The sequence below is a fragment of the Pseudoalteromonas sp. SWN29 genome, from assembly GCF_015864465.1.
In the GTDB taxonomy this organism is placed as follows: domain Bacteria; phylum Pseudomonadota; class Gammaproteobacteria; order Enterobacterales; family Alteromonadaceae; genus Pseudoalteromonas.
This window is the reverse complement of sequence record NZ_JADYXE010000036.1, coordinates 31,989-49,945: the sequence shown is the minus strand read 5'-3', so window position 1 is coordinate 49,945 and position 17,957 is coordinate 31,989. Positions and strand designations below refer to the sequence as shown.

Genomic DNA, 17,957 nt, shown 5'->3' with positions numbered 1-17,957 from the left:
TCGCTTTAGCATTCACTATGATGTGGCTACCAATGTGGGCTGATTAATATATGTACTACAAAGATCAACAGCCCCTAGTTAAGTAAAATATAAATGCACTTAGAGACGCGCATTTATCACTTTTATAGTTATTTTGGATTTGGTTTCTTTATTTAGTTAATTACAAAAATCAGGTATATTGCGAGCCTGCTTGTATTGATTTTATATACAGGCTATCACCAAGAAAATCTAATGGATTACGCTTTCAAGCACATCAGTGCACTCTACACCGGATGTTTATAGACAAATGCTATTACCGTAATAGCGTTGTATTTATTGTTTTGTTACTAAATTAATTAAAGGTAAAGAGAAGCTTTATGCAAAGAGTATTAGTGGTTGAAGACAGTAAAGTTGTGCAGCAGGTACTTCGACACTTAACTGCACAATACCTTGATGTAGCCATTGATTTTGCCTGGTCTTTAGCTGAATGCGCAACTTATGTAGAAAAGCACGATTATACGCTTGCGTTAGTCGATCTAACTCTACCTGATGCTCCGCACGGTGAAGTTGCAAAATATACTTTATCTAAAAAAATTCCTACGGTTGTTTTAACTTCAAAAATAGATGAATACAAACGCCAACAAATGCTTGAATTAGGTGTTGTTGATTATGTTATTAAAGATAATCGCGATTCTTACCACTACGCTGTAAAACTCGTTGCGCAATTACTAAGAAATCAAGGCTGTAAGGCATTAATAGCTGATGATTCCATGCTGAGTCGCTCGTTAATGAAGCAAATGCTTGAAAAACAATTGTTCGATGTAACAGATGCCCACGACGGGCAACAAGCACTCGAAATATTAAAAGCTAATCCAGATATAAAACTACTTATGACCGACTACGCTATGCCCTCTATGGATGGCTTTGAGCTGGTTAAAGCTGTGCGTAACTTTAGAGGCCGAGACGACTTAGCGATTATTGGCTTGTCGGGCGCGGGGAAACATGGTCTATCAGCACGATTTATTAAATATGGTGCCAATGACTTTTTAACAAAGCCATTTATGAATGAGGAGTTTCATTGTCGAGTACTTCAAACAATGGAGCAGCTGTCGCTGATTTCTGATATTAAAGAAAGCGCGCATAGGGATCATTTAACAGGGCTTCATAACCGACGCTATTTTTATCAATATGCAGAAAAGCTTCTTAAAAGTAAAAATCAGAAAAACACTCTCGCGTTACTTGATATCGATTTATTCAAAAATATTAACGATACGTTCGGTCATGAAGGCGGCGATCAGGCTTTAAAACAGGTTGGATCTTTAATACGCTCTACATTTTCAAAATTTACGGTCGCACGCGTTGGCGGAGAAGAGTTTGCGATAATCTTACCTGAAATAGAGCTAGAACGCGGTCGAGAATACTTTGAAGCATTTAGGAAAAAGTTGGCTAGTTACGATTTTTCTATAAGCGATAAATCAATTAAAATTACCGCAAGTATAGGCCTCGCAGGCTTTCAAAACACCAGTTTAACGCAGGCAATGCGTGTTGCTGATAAAGCATTATACGAAGCTAAAAGCCAAGGCAGAAACTGCGTGGTATAAGCTCTATTATATAAAGCTAAGGGCGTAATAAAGATATAAATATATTACACGCACCAATGTAGCTGACTTGTTAAATTAACGCACCTAATTGGTGCGTTTTTTTTGTTGTTGAGTTTATGATTTGTACTAACTTATTGTTTTTAAAAATATAAAAATAGTGGCACAAAGGTTGGATTGTTTAACCCAACAGGATAACAATAAAGAGTCCGAGGGGGCCGCTATGAAAATGATTAGTGCAATCATAAAACCATTTAAATTAGATGACGTGCGTGAAGCACTCGCTGATTTAGGAATTGAGGGGATGACAGTAGTTGATGTTAAAGGGTTTGGACGTCAACGAGGTCATACTGAGTTATATCGTGGTGCAGAATACCAAGTCGATTTTATTCCTAAGATCAAACTTGAAATTGCAACGCGTACTGAAAACTGTCAACGCGTTGTTGAAGCAATCACTAAAATTGCATCAACGGGTAAAATTGGTGACGGTAAAATTTTCGTATACGACTTAGATCAAATTGTTCGTATCCGTACTGGCGAACTTGACGAAGAAGCAATTTAAGGGGGTCTCATGGAAAATACAATAATAGAACTAAAGTTTTCACTCGATACCTTCTATTTTTTAATATCAGGTATATTAGTAATGTGGATGGCAGCAGGTTTTGCCATGTTAGAAGCGGGTTTAGTTCGCTCTAAAAACACAGCTGAAATTTTAACTAAAAATGTCGCGCTGTATTCAATTGCATGTACGATGTTTTTATTAGTTGGCTACAACATTATGTATGTAGACAATGCCGAAGGTGGTTTTATTCCTTCAATAGGCGCTTTAATTGGCACACAAGCTGCTGATGCTGACCATTCTTTAGAATCTGACTTTTTCTTCCAAGTAGTATTTGTTGCAACGGCTATGTCGATTGTATCGGGTGCAGTTGCTGAGCGTATGAAGCTATGGGCTTTCCTTGGTTTTGCTGTAATACTAACTGGTTTTATTTACCCTATTGAAGGTTATTGGACATGGGGTGGTGGCTTCTTATCTGAAATGGGCTTTGTTGATTTTGCAGGTTCTGCAATTGTACATGGCGCAGGTGCAGCCGCAGCATTAGCAGGTGTATTAATCCTAGGTGCTCGTAAAGGTAAATACGGTAAAAACGGTGAAATATACCCAATTCCAGGTTCAAACTTACCACTTGCTACACTAGGCACATTTATTTTATGGATGGGTTGGTTTGGCTTTAACGGTGGCTCTCAATTACTACTTTCTGATAAAGAAAACGCCACTGCGGTAGGTCAAATATTACTTAATACCAACGCTGCTGCTGCAATGGGTGCTATTGCTGCACTGTTTGTATGTAAAGTACTTTGGGGTAAATCAGATTTAACCATGGTATTAAATGGTGCATTAGCTGGCTTAGTTGTTATAACAGCAGACCCACTTTCGCCTTCACCATTAATGGCATGTTTACTTGGTCTACTTGGTGGTGCACTTGTTATATTTAGCATCATAGCACTTGATAAAGTTAAGATTGACGATCCAGTGGGTGCTATCTCTGTTCACGGTTCGTGTGGCGCATTAGGTATTATGTTAGTACCACTAACCAACGGTGATGCAAGCTTTGTTAATCAGTTAATTGGTTTACTTTGTATTGTTGGCTTTGTTTTTATAACGTCATTCATTGTTTGGACTGTGCTAAACAAAACAATGGGCATACGAGTAACCGAAGAGGAAGAGCTAAACGGTATGGATCAACACGATTGTGGTATTGAAGCCTACCCAGAGTTTGTTTCTGTTCGAAACAGCTAATAGTTTTTAAATAATAGTGTGTTTACACAAAGCTCTACTTCGGTAGAGCTTTTTTTGTTTCAGGGGGGGTTAACTTTTCGGATGTTAGGATATGCCCAATATGCTAAGCTCACTCTCGTGAATAACCCTTGGAATAAATTACAATTAAATGGCCGATAATAAAAAAACACCTACCAGCAAACCTGTCGCTAAACGTGCAAGTAAATCATCAAGCACAACAAAAAAAAGTACCTCAAAGGGCAGTAAAAAAACAGTTAAAACTACTGTTAAACGCTCTTTTATGAGAAAAACATGGTCAGTGTTTTGGAAATTAAGCTTGGCTGTTTTTATTGCTATGGCAATGTATTTCATTTATTTGGATTCGAAAACAACACGTATATTTGAAGGCAATAAATGGCAGCTTCCAGCGCAAGTGTATGCTCGTTCTATGGCGTTTTATCCGGGGCAGTTTTTATCAAGCCAAGAGGTTGTATTTGAACTTGAGCGTTTAAATTATTCATCCGTTAATAGATTGAGCCGAACAGGGCAGTTTGTTAAAACAGCAGATAGCATTAAAATTTACCGTCGTGATTTTGAATTTTATGATGGCCTTGAAAAATCACATATTATTGAACTTCGCTTTGCTGGGCAAAAAGTTGCGACCATTAAAGATAAGTTTGGCAGGCGTTTAAATTCTGCTCGCCTAGAGCCTGTGCAAATAGCGCGAATTGGTAACGACTCTAAACAAGATAGAGAATTTGTACCGCTAGATAAGTTTCCTGCAATGCTAAAAGATACGCTGCTGGTGGTTGAAGACCGTAATTTTTATGAGCACCATGGTGTGTCGGTGTTTTCTATTTTACGCGCGCTTTATTCAAATATTAAAGCGGGGCGCACCGTTCAAGGTGGCAGTACGCTTACTCAGCAATTAGCTAAAAATATTTACCTCACGCGTGAGCGTTCTTTAGTACGAAAAATAAATGAGGCATTTATTGCCCTTATTTTAGATTACCGTTATTCAAAAGATCAAATATTAGAAGCTTACTTAAATGAAGTATACCTAGGGCAGTCATACAACCAAGGTGTGCACGGCATGGGTCTTGCCTCTGAGTTTTATTTTTCAAAGCCGGTAGACGAGCTTGAGTACGACCAAATTGCGTTGTTGGTGGCTATGGTTAAAGGCCCATCTTATTACAACCCACGTCGTTATAAAGAGCGCACAATGGAGCGCAGGGATTTAGTGCTTCGTCTTATGGTTGAAAACAAGCTACTTAGTACAAAAGAGTATCGTGCATCACTTAATCGCCCAATTGATATTGCGCCTATGAAAGCGAGTTTACAAAAATCATACCCGGGCTATTTAGAGCTAGTAAACAGAGAGTTAAATAAGTTATTGCCAGACCAGCACACACTTGATGCCGGCGTAAGAGTGTTTACTTATTTTGATCTGCAAAAGCAAACAGCAATGGAAGAGTCTATTGAAAAGAGCTTACCGTACCTGGAAAATCGTCCTAGAACCGAAAAACTAGAAGCAGCCATGATCTCGGTAAATGTAGAAAAGGGTGGTGTATCTGCACTTGTTGCAGGGCGCGATGTTCGTTACTCAGGGTTTAATCGTGTTTTAGATACAAAGCGTAATATCGGCTCGCTGGTAAAGCCTGCCGTGTATTTAACTGCACTGCAATTACCGCATTATAATTTAGCTACTTTGCTTGATGACTCACCAGTACAGGTCACAAACGAGCAAGGTAAAGTGTGGCAACCAGAGAACTTTGATCATCAATACCGTGGTGCAATTCCTTTGTATAAAGCATTTAGTAACAGTATTAATATTCCTGCGGTTAATTTAGGTCTTGATGTAGGTGTTGATAAGGTAGTTAACACACTAAAAGGGTTAGGTGCTACAGGGGCGATAGACGAATACCCATCGCTGCTTTTAGGGGCTGTTGAAATGTCGAGTTTTGAAGTTGCTCAGCTTTATACGACAATTGCTGCAGATGGCGAATATAAAAAGCTCACTGCAATTTCGGCATTAACCGACTCTGTTGGTAAAGTACTTTATAAGCATAAAGTAAATGCAGAGCCTCGTTTTGACAAGTCAGCAATGTATATGACTAAATATGCAATGAAGCGCGTAACGAAAGACGGCACTGCTAAACGCTTAAATTTACACTTCCCATCAATCCAACTAGCAGGTAAAACAGGAACTAGTAACGATTTACGTGATAGCTGGTTTGCAGGCTTTGATCAAAATACAGTGACTGTTGCGTGGCTTGGTCGAGACGACAACAAAAGCACGGGTTTAACAGGCAGCGTAGGCGCATTAGAAGCGTATATTCGTTACTTAAAGCCGCTTAACCCACAAGCAATAGCTGATACTCGTCCACCATCAATACGTTGGGCATTTGTAAATGAGCAAACGGGTAAGCAGGCACCACCAGGATGTGGCAAGGTGATTCAGCTACCACTTAGAGCGAGTGAGTTTAAGCCAAGACCACAGTGTATTCGTTAATTTAAGATTACTTTAAACAACAAAGCCGCTTATTTAGCGGCTTTGTTGTTTAAAGTATAGTTAACGTAATTAAGATTTAAAAAACTGCATCGATTTAGTTAAATCATCGGATAAGCGACTTAATTGCTGCGCATCTTGTAGTGTTGATTGTGCTGATGTTAGCGTTTGATCTGCTAAATTACTCACCTCTTGCGAATCATTCAATGCTTGTGTTGTCGCATTTGACTGCTGTTTAACACGCTCTGCAATAACTTCACCCTGATGTTTAATGTCGCCCATACTTTGCTCTGCGCTTTGCAATACATCATTAGTTTGGTTGGCTGCTTTTACCGATTGCTCCATTTTTTCAACACTTGAGCGCATTTTTTGCTGAGTGTCGTCAGATGCTTGTTGTAAGGAGCTAATAATTTGATGTATTTCTTGGGTTTGTGTTTGTGTACGCTGAGCAAGAGTTCTTACTTCATCAGCTACAACGGCAAAGCCTCGACCATGTTCGCCAGCGCGTGCAGCTTCAATAGCGGCATTAAGTGCAAGCAAGTTTGTTTGATCGGCTATTTCACTGATCCCTTTGCTAACTTTGCTAATTTCTTGGCTATCTTGCGCTAGCTTATCAAGCGCTTGCTGGCTTTCTGCAAATTCAATCTGTAGGTCTTGCATATATTTAGCAAGCTCCATTGTATTGTCTGAACCTTGTTTTACATGCATTGCAGCATCTTGCGCGGTAAGTGTTGCTTGGTGCGCTGATTCTTCAACTGCAAGTGCGTTTTGAGCCATTTCACTTAAAGCATTATAAATAGCGTTTACTCGGATTTGCTGTTTTGAAACATCATTACTTGTTTGGCTACTCGCATGTGATAGCGATTTAGTTGCACCACATAGCTCTTCTGTACTTGCTTTAACATCAAATAATAAATGTGAAAATGCGTTAAGTAATGCGTTGTAGCGCGATGCAATAATTCCCATTTCATCATTAGTGCTCGAATCGATAGTTGCATTTAAGTCACCATTCGCGGCTCTATTCGCTGCATCAGCAAAGCGATTAATGGTATCAACAACTGCAAAATAAAAACCAATCATCAAATAAAATGCAAATAACAAACTGATCAATGAAGCGGCTAAAACAAGGTTTCGTGTCCACTGTTGAGTTTGCAGTTTTGCTTCAATAAGGCTCTCAAGTGTTGGAATGCTCTTACTAACAAGTTGATTAATACTACTGTGAACGTTGCTTGTTAGCTTAGTAAACTCTGCTTGAGTTAATAGGATATCGTCCGGCTCAAGTAGTTTTTCATCTATCGCTTTTTTGAATGCACCAACAGCACTGTGTAAATTAGTTAACGAAGGCATGAGCGCTTTATTTACTGATTTATCTGCATTGGTGGCTACATTAAGTATTTTATCGAGTTGTTTTTCGTATAAAGGAAGTGACTTACTAAAATTTGAAAGTGCTATAAATGTATCTGGCGTAAAACGATTACTTGCCAAAACAGTGTTTGCGCTTTGCGCTGTCGAGTTTATTTGCATTATAAGTGCAGGAATTGGGGTAACTAAAGAGCGGTTTACATAAGCGCTTGCTAATTGACTGTCTAAGGCTAGGTTTGACTGAATAGAAACAAGTTCGAGTACTTCATTTTCTTGATCGTTTTTTATATCAAAACCGAGTGAGCGGGCTATTTTTATATTTTGATTTATATCACCTTGCATCAAGTTTGAAAGTATAGGTCTGTAGCCTTTTAAGCCTTGTTGCTGCATTTTTGAAACAGTAATACTGTCACTTAATAATGAGACTAAAAAAAACAAACTAAGTGCAAGAGGAACGAGTAAAATTCCAAACATTAAGCTGATTTTAGTTTTGTATTTTAAATTTGCCATTAGCTGGATAGCGGGAAAAGAAAATTGACGTAATCCTGACATAAGGCTCTCTTGTATTTTTGTAATTAGGGTAAAGGTGAATAGACCTTGTTATGCTTAATTATCATTCATTTATAGTACATTACAAATAAAAAAAGCCCTTTCGGGCTTTTTTCAATCTTTAGTATTAATTACACACTGTAAAAACAAGCGCTTATAAAATATAAAAAGTAATTTTAACTTAAAGTTTAGCAAACGAGCGTTCTGCTGCCGCTATTGTTTCTTTTACTTCTTGCTCAGTATGCGCAGCACATACAAAACCAGCTTCAAATGCTGATGGAGCAAGGTACACACCTTCTTCAAGCATAAGGTGGAAAAAACGTTTGAAGCGCTCTAGGTCGCATTCAGTAGCTTGTTTGTAGGTTGTTACTTTTTCAGCATCAGTAAAAAAGAATCCATACATGCCGCCAGCATAATTAGTTGTTAATGCAATGCCTGCTTTTTTAGCGCCAGCTTCAAAGCCTTCACAAATTGCTTTAGACGTTGCTTCTAACTTATCGTGTAGACCTGGCTCACATAATAGCTCAAGTGATTTTAAACCTGCAGCCATCGCAATAGGGTTACCAGAAAGAGTACCCGCTTGGTAAACAGGACCCACAGGCGCAATGTAATCCATTATTTCGGTTTTACCACCAAATGCGCCAACAGGCATGCCGCCGCCAATGACTTTACCTAAACACGTAAGGTCTGGTTTAATGTTGTAATACGCTTGTGCGCCGCCAAGTGCAACACGAAACCCCGTCATTACTTCATCAAAAATAAGTACTGATTTATATTCGTCACACACATCCCGCAAACCTTCTAAAAAGCCTGGCACTGGTGGAATGCAGTTCATGTTACCGGCTACTGGCTCTACAATAATACAGGCAATTTCGTCAGCGTATTTTGCAAAAATAGCTTTTACTTCATCTAGGTTATTAAACGATACCGTAAGTGTATGCTTAGCAAAGTCCTCTGGAATACCTGGAGAGTTAGGTACGCCCATTGTTAGTGCACCAGAGCCTGCCTTAACTAATAACGAGTCAGCATGGCCGTGGTAACAACCTTCAAATTTTAATATTTTATCGCGGCCGGTAAAGCCACGTGCTAAACGAATTGCACTCATAGTCGCTTCAGTGCCTGAGCTAACCATGCGTACTTTTTCGATTGATGGAACCAGTTCTTTTACTTTTTCAGCCATTAATATTTCGGCTTCAGTAGGCGCGCCATAACTAAGGCCATTTTCTACAGCTTCGTGTACGGCTTGTTTAATTGCAGGGTGATTATGGCCCATGATCATAGGCCCCCAAGAGCCAACATAATCAATGTAACGATTACCGTCGGCATCAAATGTAAACGCACCTTCTGCTTTTGTAATAAAAAGCGGTGTACCGCCTACGCCATTAAAAGCACGTACTGGCGAGTTTACGCCACCAGGAATAGAAGCTTGAGCGCGTTCAAATAAGTCTTGGCTAATTGTCATGAAAAATCCTATAAATTATTACTAAAAAGGGGTTTAGCTATCGCGTTTGCGGCTAAACCAAGGTACGTCCACTTCATACTTATCGACTTTGTTTTCTACGCCGAGTGTTAAAGCAAACAGTGCCATACGAATTAATACGCCATTTTGTACTTGGCGGAATATTGCTAAATTGTCGTTACTGTTTAAGTCGTTATCAAGCTCGTTGGCCTCTAAGCGACTATCGCGTGGTAACGGGTGCATTAATATTGAGTTAGGTTTGCAGTGAGCACTGTAAATAGATTGGCTAATTCTAAAACCGCCACGGTATTTATTTGCTTCTTCTTGTGAAGGAAAACGCTCTTCTTGAATACGTGTTTGGTAAACAATATCGGCTGCTAAATTACCTTCCATCTTGTTTACTAGCTCAATTTTGTGTCCTGCATTTTCTACGGCATCTAAAATGCTCGTTGGCATTTGTAGGCCGTCTGGCGCGACCATCGAAAACTTTACGTTTTTGTAATGGCACAATAGTTTTGATAAAGAATGCACTGTACGGCCATATTTTAAATCGCCAACAAGCGCTATATGCATGCCATCAATATTTTGATCAAAACGGTGTAATTCACGCTCAATGGTTAATAAGTCAAGTAAGGCTTGAGTAGGGTGCTCATTTGGACCGTCACCGCCATTAATAACCGGCACAGTACAACCGTCAGCAAATTCACTTACTGAGCCTGCATCAGGGTGGCGCATAGCTACGGCATCAGCGTAAGCTGAAATAACTCGAGCAGTATCGTAAAGTGACTCACCTTTTGCAAGGGCTGAGCTTTGCATACCTGTAGTTTCACGTACACCACCGCCGAGTAAGTTAAAGGCGGTACCAAAACTAACCCGTGTACGAGTGCTTGGTTCAAAAAACAAATTAGCTAAAATAGCGCCTTTAAGCACCGTTGTTTGCTTTTGCTTTTTAGCATAAGGCTCCATTTTTTTAGCTACTGCAAAAATACGTTCAATGCAGTCTCTGTCTAGCTGATTTACTGACAGTATATGTTCGCCTTGGAAACTTAACATGGGGTTATTCCTAATCAATCAAATGGGCGCGATAATCCATAAATGGGGCACGCAATCGCGCGTGTTATAACAAGTATTGTAAATTGCGGCGCAGTTTAACATGCACCGAAACGCTTATAAATTAGGTTTTATTACAGCAAGTGCCACTATGATAAGCAGCGCAATAACGGGAAGCTCATTAAAAATACGGTAAAAGCGGTCTGTTTTAGTATTTCGGTCATGTTTAAAGTCACTTAATAACTTAAAACAGTAGCCGTGGTATACGTATAAAATAATTACTAGTACAAGTTTGTAATGTAGCCACATACTGTATCTAAACCAATCACGACCATATTCAACAATGGTTAATACACCAAATACAGCCGTTAAAACAGCAAATGGGGTTACGAAATAAAGTAATCTGCGCTCCATAACTTTAAGCATAGAGTTACATGCCCTTTCTTCGCTCATTGCGTGATATACAAATAACCGTGGTAAGTAAAAAATACCGGCAAACCACGCAATCATAAAAAATACGTGGAGTGTTTTATAAATCAATAATGCGCTCATACTAGTCCTTATTACTTAAAGTAAGCTGTTACGAATGGTTAAAATATGATGAATTTGATCCCAGCGTAATAGCCCCATAATTTGTTGATTATCTAAAAGGTTATAAACGTAAAGTGCGCCACTTCTTTTATCTTTTAGTATATCGAATGCATCGGCTAGAGTGGCTTGGCTGCTGATGCCCTGCAAACTAATGTAGTTTATATTTATTGTTTCATCAGACATTAGCGTTAAATCGTATTCAGCGAGGCGGTAGCCATTTTCTTCGTCAAAAACAATTAACGGGGTTTGACTATCCATCGCATCTAGCGTGTTTTTTATTTGTTCTTTGTCATCTGAGTAAAGTAATTTAAAGTCTTCATCCATGTCATCCATTATTCCCACTTTTTGCAGTGCTTCGGTAGCAGGGGACACATGGTACGGCAAACCTTGAAAATCTAATTGCTGTAAAAATATGGAACGATTTCCAAAAAACTGTAAGGCAGTAACATAGGCTGTGGTTATAACTATCATCGCAGGAACGATTATTTCCGGTGACGATGTAAGCTCCATTACTGTTGTTAATGCAGCAAGTGGTGCATGCAGTGTTGCTGCCAATAACCCCGCCATGCCCAAAACTCCGTATGTACCGGCTATATCTGTACCAGGGCTAATATATTGAGCAAAAAAGGCCATTAATGTACCAATTAATACGCCAAGTCCAATAACAGGGCCAATTAAACCACCCGGAATACCTAAGCCAATAGCAAATAATGTTGCAAGCAATTTAGCGATTAATATAGTGGTAAGCAGTTTTACGTTATCAGGGGATTCAACCGCGATAGTAATTGCACTCATACCAGAGCCCATAGCATGTGGTACCGCGTAAGCTATTAAGCTGGCAATACAGCCCGCAATTAATAAACGAGGGAACATACTTAAAGGTTTAAATGTTTTAATAATTAACATTAAATTTTGATTAAAACTAAATGCAATAGCGCCCAGTGCCATACCGCATAGTATTAAATAAGGATAATGCCAGCCACTCAGTGGCGCTATGGTTATAAGTGCAAGCTCAGAGCCTTCACCAAATACAAACTGTGTAGCCAGTGCACCAGTAACAGCAGCAAGCATGATAGGCACAAATATGTGTACTTTATATTCACGAAGTACCACTTCCATTACAAAAATAACGGCGGCAAGTGGGGTGTTAAATGAAGCGGCTATGCCTGCTGCAACGCCGCAACCACTTAAAGTACGCATGGCGTTATGCGGTAAATGTAGTTTATCAGCTAAAATACTCGCGCCCGTTGCGCCCATATGTACGGAAGGCCCTTCTCGACCAACCGAAAAACCGCTAATGAGTGCAAGTGCGCCACCAACAAATTGATTAACCGTATTATATAAAGGCATTTGCCCATAATGGCGTTTAATTCTGTGTATAACAAAAGGGATACCTAAACGGTAATGTTTAAAGCCTGTAAAAGCAGCAAACGTGGCTATTAGTAATGCAGCAACTAAAGGCATTAGCACACGTTCAAGTGTTGGTAGGGTCGTAAAGTCGTCAGGTGTTTCTAAAAATAAGCTTTGGAAAAATAAAATAGTTAAGCGGAATAAAATAATAAAAAATGCAGCAATTAGTCCGGCAACTACGCCTAGTAAGCATAATTGTACAGATGTTTTAGGTTTTGCCAGTCGACGTCTGAGTTGCTCAAGCCACATGCATTATTTCCTCGCCGCATTTTTCAGCAGCATTTTAGCAAAAGAGTTTAGCTAAGTCGTTGTGATTTTGAATTTTTCGTAACTTATATTAACAATTTGCAGTAAAGTTTAAGACCTATTATTTATAACTAAAATTTTTAATGAACTTATAGCTTACAAGGGTCGCTTTTAGTTTGCTTAAGTATTATTTTAGTGAGCTAATGTTTAGCCATTTTTTACTAATTTATAGGTATAACTTAGAGTAAAGAGTTGTTTTACTATACTTGATTAAAACACTCGGGTATTAGATAATCACGCCATTGCGATATTGAGGGTTTTAGAATGTCTGAAGAATTACCAATTAAGTTCAGCGATGCAGCTGCTGTTCGTGTTAAACAGTTAATCGACGAAGAAGAAAATCCAGATTTAAAACTGCGTGTTTACGTAACAGGTGGTGGTTGTTCGGGTTTCCAATATGGTTTTACTTTTGATGAAAAAGCGAATCCTGGCGATTTAGAAATTGTAAAAAATGGTGTAACGCTAGTTATCGATCCAATGAGCATTCAATATTTAGTTGACGGTGAAGTTGACTACACTGAAGGATTAGAAGGTGCACGCTTTTTTGTATCTAATCCTAATGCAACAACAACCTGTGGTTGTGGTGCAAGCTTTAGCGTTTAACAGCTAAAAGCTAATTAGAATAAAGCCGCTTTTGCGGCTTTTTTAATGCCTACAAATCGCTTGGTGCATATTCGGTTATTTGCATTATTAATACAAAAAAGCCAAGTACAAATGCAGAAAACGCTAAAATGTATATAAATCCTTTTTTGCCTTGTTTAATCGGTACGCCGTTATTGTGCAAAAAAAAGTACCAACCTAAGCACAATACAATAGGTAATAAAAAAAGAAGTCTGAACATTATTCGGCCTTTTTGGTGCTAATTATTGCTTAATCATAAACATGTGACGATAAATTGGAACAAAATTGTTATAAAAATTCATTTTAATTTTTTATAGCCAATAGTTAATTTATTAATACTTTTTGAGTACTTAGGTGAATATTCAGCGTTTATAAATATTCACTCGTGTTCATATTTGTACCGAGTATGTAATTAGTTATTTAACCAAAGTGTTAATAGTATATAATGTATCCAAGAATGAGACGGGCAAAATTTCATTCTCAATAAAAATAAATCTTTACCACATTATTAGCGTAGTACTTTTAGCTATATTGGTGGAGTGAGTAGCAACACATGCTTTGTTAAGCAATAGCTTGCTATTGAATGTAAGTATGACTGCTTACTTGCCTACAGCTATTGATAGAGACTACTGCTTTAATAGGTACGTCAAATCATCTAGTAGGAGATGTAAAATGATGGGCAAAACAGTTTCTTCTGAAGAAAATGCAAAGCTAACAAAGTGGCTTAAAAGTAAGCGCCACGAAAAGGGTCATACAATGCGAAGCCTAGCACAAGTGCTTGGAACGCCTCATTCGTTTATCGGCAAGATTGAAAATCAAGAACGCCGTTTAGATGTAATTGAGTTTGTTCGCTATTGTACAGCTCTTGAAGTTGATCCACATGAAGCACTTAGCTTGCTAAAAGTAGATTAACTCAAAAATTGCTTAGTACACTTTAAGGGGCACTTGATAGTGCTAAGCAATATGTTAATGCAGGGATGCATTAAATATTTTGATGATAATTCCTCTCAAGCTCATATAATTTATGCCTAATTAGATATAAAAACACTAGCGAAGGTATAACCATTAAAGCTGTTAAAATAAAGAACAGCGACCAATTCCCCATTAACCAATCATCAATCACTACACCGCTGTAGCTTGAAAGTAACGTTCGTCCTAAATTCCCTAATGATGCTAGTAATGCATAGTGTGTTGCACTAAATGCTCTGTCGCATAGCATTGATATAAAGGCCACCATAGCCACTAACGACCATGCTTGTGTAAACCCATCAATAACAATAGCAAAGGCATATAGCCTTAAATCAGGGCCAACTAAAGCAATCCACGAAAAGGCTAAGTTTGAGGCCGCCATCGCAATGCCACTTATAAATAAACCTCTAACAATGCCATATTTTTGATTAAATAAACTGCCAACAAAGGTAAATATGATTGTAAGTACCGCTGTACCTACCTTTGAGAATGTTGCTATGTCGCTATTACTAAAACCAATTTCTTTATAAAACACAATCGACATACGCCCTAAAAACGCTTCGCCTATCTTAAATAAGAAAATAAACGCAAGTAATGCCAAGGCTGTTTTAACGCCGTTTTTAGTAAAAAAAGCTCTAAAGGGGTCAATAACGGTTACTGCAAGCCAGGCAACCGTTTTGGTAAGCGGCGTTTGCGTTGTTGAAGAGATCTTTTCAAGGTATACACGTTCAAGTTCGGCATGTACGGCTTCGCGATTTGATTCAGGCTCTTTAGCAAACAATGCTCCACTCATTAGCAGCAGCATTACGGCTGCTAAAAAGTAATAAATTTGTGGCCAGTCGAGCGACGGAATATCAGCCATGTAAAATGGAATGGCGCCCAAAAGTGCGTAACCTGTCCACCAACCAGATGTTGCCATCGCGGCCGCTGCGGTTGCTTTGTGTGATTCTTTCTCGCTTAGGGTGTCTATTCTAAATGCGTCAATTGCAATGTCTTGCGTGGCAGAAGCAATGGCGATTAACAAACAAATTGCAGCAACAAGTGCCAAATTAGCTTTTAAATCAAGCCCTGCTAGTAACAAGGTGCCAATAAAAATAAAGCTTTGGCAAAATAGTATCCAACTGCGGCGTTGACCTAGCCATTTATATAAAATAGGGAGTTTTGTACGATCGATTAAAGGCGACCATAAAAAGTTGATACTGTAAGCGCCAAATACAATGCCGAATAGGCCAATCATACTGCGACTTAGTCCTTCATCTTTTAACCAAGCCGACATTACAGAGCCAATTAGTACCCACGGAAAACCGCTACTCATACCAAATATAAAAATATTGATTAAGCGTTTGTCTTTAAAATAAGAAAAATATTCGCTAACAGAGAGAGATTTACTCATAGGGCCTTCATTGGCTTTGATGCAGAGCAGCTAAGCTGCTCTTAAAAAAGTTATAGTGGGACTTGCTCAAGCATTTTTATATTTAAAATAACCACTGGTTTTACAGGTACAAAATCGTAACCAATTTTTTCATTAAAGCCTGTTTCTACGGCCATAATTTTATCTAGTGTTTCGTAGCCTTCCATCACATTACCAAAAACGGCAAAACCCCAATCTTTACCTGGGTTTAAGTGATCGTTGTTATCCATATTAAAAAAGAACTGACGAGTACCAGAGTGAGGTTCACGGTCCTGATACGCCATAGCAATGCTATACATATCGTTTTTCATACCGTTACCGCTTTCATTAAAAATAGGATCGTTTTCGTGTAGGCCGTCGTAATCTTTATCGTAGCCACCACCTTGAATAACAAAGTCGCGGTCATTTTCTACATCACGTTCTATGCGATGAAAAACACTACCTTGATAGCTTTTATCTGACACGTAAGTTAAAAAGTTATTGACCGTAATAGGCGCTCTCGAACGGTCCAGTTCAACAACAATACTACCCATAGTCGTTACAATTTCGACGCGCGGGAAAATATTATCTTTTTGAACAAAGCGGCCTTCTTGGGCTGCAAAGCTACTTACACTCACAAATAAGCTTAAGCAGATTAAAAAAAGTCGTTTCATGGTTAACCTTCTAAAAATTCTATTAATTCAGGATCAGATACAATGCGGGTAATAATTTGCTCAGTCAACTTATTGAGCTGACCTTCTATTTTAGCGCGCTCGTGGCTAAATGGGCCTTCTAAATTAGCACTGCCTCTATACACTTTACTAAAGTTGCTTGAAGCGCGAATAACTCTTACACCAAGCTCTATATGAGCTTCGCTGGTATGGCTCACTAGTTTTTCGGTTACTACCGCTTGCAGTGCATGAATATCTACTTCAAAGCGCACAGTCGCTAAGTTAGAAATGCTGGCACCATTGCGGCTAAGGGCGCTGTCTAAAACACTTTTAACTGATTCAGTAAGACCTTGGCTTGCAAAGGTTTTAGTTTTGTCTGACTCAATAAGTTTAAGTGTTGATGTATCGCCCCGTAAATCAATTACACTGGTGCTTAAGCTACTATTTATAGTGCTTATCTGACCGCTTTTATAAACAGGATTGAGTATTACTTGGCTAGGCTGATTAGCGCAGCCACCAAGTATTAGTAATACACAACACCCAATTATAATGTTTGTTAATTTCATTTATAGCATTCCACTATTTTTAGTTGCGCTTAAAACGACAAACTTTTTGTTTGAACCTAGCAGTTTACAGTTACCGAACATACGATTTAACTTATCATGATAATCTAAATGACGATTACCAATAATACGCAGTTCGCCGCCTTCTTTTAATGTATCTTTTGCTTGTTTAAACATTTGCCAAGCAATGTGATCGGTAACCGCTTGAGCTTGGTGAAATGGAGGATTACAAAGCACCATATCTACACTGTCTCTTTCAAAGCCCGTTAAACAGTCATTTTCGATAAATTCACAGTTATCAAACTTATCGCCTAGGTTAATTTCTACATTTAACCGAGCCGATTCTACTGCCATGTAAGACTCATCAACAAAGGTAATTGATGCATTAGGACACTGAGCAAGTGTCATTAATCCAACAACGCCGTTACCACAGCCCAAATCAATAATACTTTTAGCTTTTGGCGTTTCTGGTAAGTAGTTAAAAAAGAAGCGTGCGCCAATATCTAACGAATCACGCGAAAACACATTTGCATGGTTTGTTATATTAAACTCTGTGCCTTCAAGCTCCCACGTTATAGGGAAGTCTGCTGCTTTATATCCGCCTTTAGCTGTGCTTAAAATAAGGCGAGACTTTTTAACTGCTAGGCTTGTTGTTGTTTTACCAATAAATTGTTCAAATGATTTTATTGTTGAATTATGAATTTCTTTTGTTTTACCTGCCGCAATTACTGGTGTTCCAGGCGCAAGTACTTCACTAAGTTCACTTAATTGGAACTGTAAAAAACCCACATTACGAGGGATTTTAATAAGTACTAAATCTACATCCTCAGGTAATGCCGACAAACTATCTACCTGTGTAAAATCTGTAGTAGGCAATTTGTTTTCTTGTAAGTTATAAGCCGCAGCTTGGTGGCTAATATAAGAATCATTAACTGAACAAACCGTTAACTTATTAAAATAACAAGCAAGTGCACCAAAGCTATCGTTTAGAATAAGCAATGAGCGACAATCAGGGTGATGTTCGTTAACATAATTGATAAGGTACTCATCTGCCGAATCCCACGCTTGTAAGCTGCGGTTTTTTTGATCCAATGGAAAGCGTTCAAGAGTAAAGGTTTTATCGCCTAGCTGGGCTTGCGTCGTCATAATG

At 38.7% G+C, this 17,957-nt stretch carries 16 protein-coding genes; 6 read left to right on the top strand and 10 right to left on the bottom strand.

Annotated features, from left to right (window positions below; all coding sequences use genetic code 11):
- The first annotated feature begins 356 nt into the window (after positions 1-356).
- From I6F53_RS14170 to mrcB, 4 genes are all read left to right on the top strand, one after another.
- The gene (locus I6F53_RS14170; protein WP_197239967.1) at positions 357-1,580 is read left to right on the top strand and encodes a response regulator; all 1,224 of its coding nucleotides are present in this window, start codon (positions 357-359) and stop codon (positions 1,578-1,580) included.
- Between the two features lie 220 nt (positions 1,581-1,800).
- Positions 1,801-2,139 carry a P-II family nitrogen regulator gene (locus tag I6F53_RS14165; RefSeq protein WP_004587162.1) on the top strand — a complete coding sequence of 113 codons (339 nt, stop codon included), beginning with the start codon at positions 1,801-1,803 and terminating at the stop codon, positions 2,137-2,139.
- A gap of 9 nt (positions 2,140-2,148) precedes the next feature.
- Positions 2,149-3,378 (top strand): ammonium transporter, encoded by a 1,230-nt coding sequence (locus I6F53_RS14160; RefSeq protein ID WP_197181671.1) that lies wholly within the window; start codon positions 2,149-2,151, stop codon positions 3,376-3,378.
- 148 nt (positions 3,379-3,526) lie between these two features.
- Positions 3,527-5,869, top strand: coding sequence for a penicillin-binding protein 1B (mrcB, locus tag I6F53_RS14155; protein WP_197239966.1), 2,343 nt, complete (start codon positions 3,527-3,529; stop codon positions 5,867-5,869).
- Between the two features lie 69 nt (positions 5,870-5,938).
- On the opposite strand, the gene I6F53_RS14150 is transcribed toward mrcB, so the two are convergent.
- The 5 genes from I6F53_RS14150 to I6F53_RS14130 form a co-directional block, all read right to left on the bottom strand.
- Entirely contained in the window at positions 5,939-7,780 is a 1,842-nt protein-coding gene (locus I6F53_RS14150) for a methyl-accepting chemotaxis protein (RefSeq protein WP_166420139.1), read from the bottom strand.
- A 178-nt stretch (positions 7,781-7,958) separates the two neighbouring features.
- Positions 7,959-9,239, bottom strand: coding sequence for a glutamate-1-semialdehyde 2,1-aminomutase (gene hemL, locus I6F53_RS14145; RefSeq protein WP_024589288.1), 1,281 nt, complete (start codon positions 9,237-9,239; stop codon positions 7,959-7,961).
- A gap of 33 nt (positions 9,240-9,272) precedes the next feature.
- Positions 9,273-10,289 carry an aspartate carbamoyltransferase gene (locus I6F53_RS14140; protein WP_197239965.1) on the bottom strand — a complete coding sequence of 339 codons (1,017 nt, stop codon included), beginning with the start codon at positions 10,287-10,289 and terminating at the stop codon, positions 9,273-9,275.
- A 114-nt stretch (positions 10,290-10,403) separates the two neighbouring features.
- Positions 10,404-10,838 (bottom strand): CopD family protein, encoded by a 435-nt coding sequence (locus I6F53_RS14135; RefSeq protein WP_197239964.1) that lies wholly within the window; start codon positions 10,836-10,838, stop codon positions 10,404-10,406.
- A 15-nt stretch (positions 10,839-10,853) separates the two neighbouring features.
- Positions 10,854-12,536, bottom strand: a complete 1,683-nt coding sequence (locus I6F53_RS14130) for a chloride channel protein (RefSeq protein ID WP_166420136.1) — start codon at positions 12,534-12,536, stop codon at positions 10,854-10,856.
- A 321-nt stretch (positions 12,537-12,857) separates the two neighbouring features.
- Between I6F53_RS14130 and erpA the strand changes: the two genes are divergently transcribed.
- Positions 12,858-13,196 (top strand): iron-sulfur cluster insertion protein ErpA, encoded by a 339-nt coding sequence (gene erpA / locus I6F53_RS14125; RefSeq protein ID WP_002958911.1) that lies wholly within the window; start codon positions 12,858-12,860, stop codon positions 13,194-13,196.
- 49 nt (positions 13,197-13,245) lie between these two features.
- On the opposite strand, the gene I6F53_RS14120 is transcribed toward erpA, so the two are convergent.
- Complete coding sequence (locus I6F53_RS14120; RefSeq protein ID WP_197239963.1) at positions 13,246-13,434, bottom strand: hypothetical protein; 189 nt, start codon at positions 13,432-13,434, stop codon at positions 13,246-13,248.
- A gap of 452 nt (positions 13,435-13,886) precedes the next feature.
- Between I6F53_RS14120 and I6F53_RS14115 the strand changes: the two genes are divergently transcribed.
- Positions 13,887-14,126: a helix-turn-helix domain-containing protein gene (locus I6F53_RS14115; RefSeq protein ID WP_007584874.1), complete on the top strand. Its 240-nt coding sequence runs from the start codon at positions 13,887-13,889 to the stop codon at positions 14,124-14,126.
- 70 nt (positions 14,127-14,196) lie between these two features.
- Here I6F53_RS14115 and I6F53_RS14110 read toward each other — a convergent pair whose 3' ends face one another.
- Genes I6F53_RS14110 through I6F53_RS14095 form a run of 4 tightly spaced genes read right to left on the bottom strand, consistent with a single transcriptional unit; the run spans position 14,197 to position 17,953 of the window.
- Positions 14,197-15,576 carry an AmpG family muropeptide MFS transporter gene (locus I6F53_RS14110; protein ID WP_197239962.1) on the bottom strand — a complete coding sequence of 460 codons (1,380 nt, stop codon included), beginning with the start codon at positions 15,574-15,576 and terminating at the stop codon, positions 14,197-14,199.
- Positions 15,577-15,626: 50 nt separating this feature from the next.
- Positions 15,627-16,247 carry a peptidylprolyl isomerase gene (locus I6F53_RS14105; RefSeq protein ID WP_166420133.1) on the bottom strand — a complete coding sequence of 207 codons (621 nt, stop codon included), beginning with the start codon at positions 16,245-16,247 and terminating at the stop codon, positions 15,627-15,629.
- A 2-nt stretch (positions 16,248-16,249) separates the two neighbouring features.
- Entirely contained in the window at positions 16,250-16,810 is a 561-nt protein-coding gene (locus tag I6F53_RS14100) for a YajG family lipoprotein (protein WP_166420132.1), read from the bottom strand.
- Complete coding sequence (locus I6F53_RS14095; RefSeq protein ID WP_197239961.1) at positions 16,811-17,953, bottom strand: methyltransferase; 1,143 nt, start codon at positions 17,951-17,953, stop codon at positions 16,811-16,813. It abuts the gene before it with no gap.
- Positions 17,954-17,957: the final 4 nt, after the last annotated feature.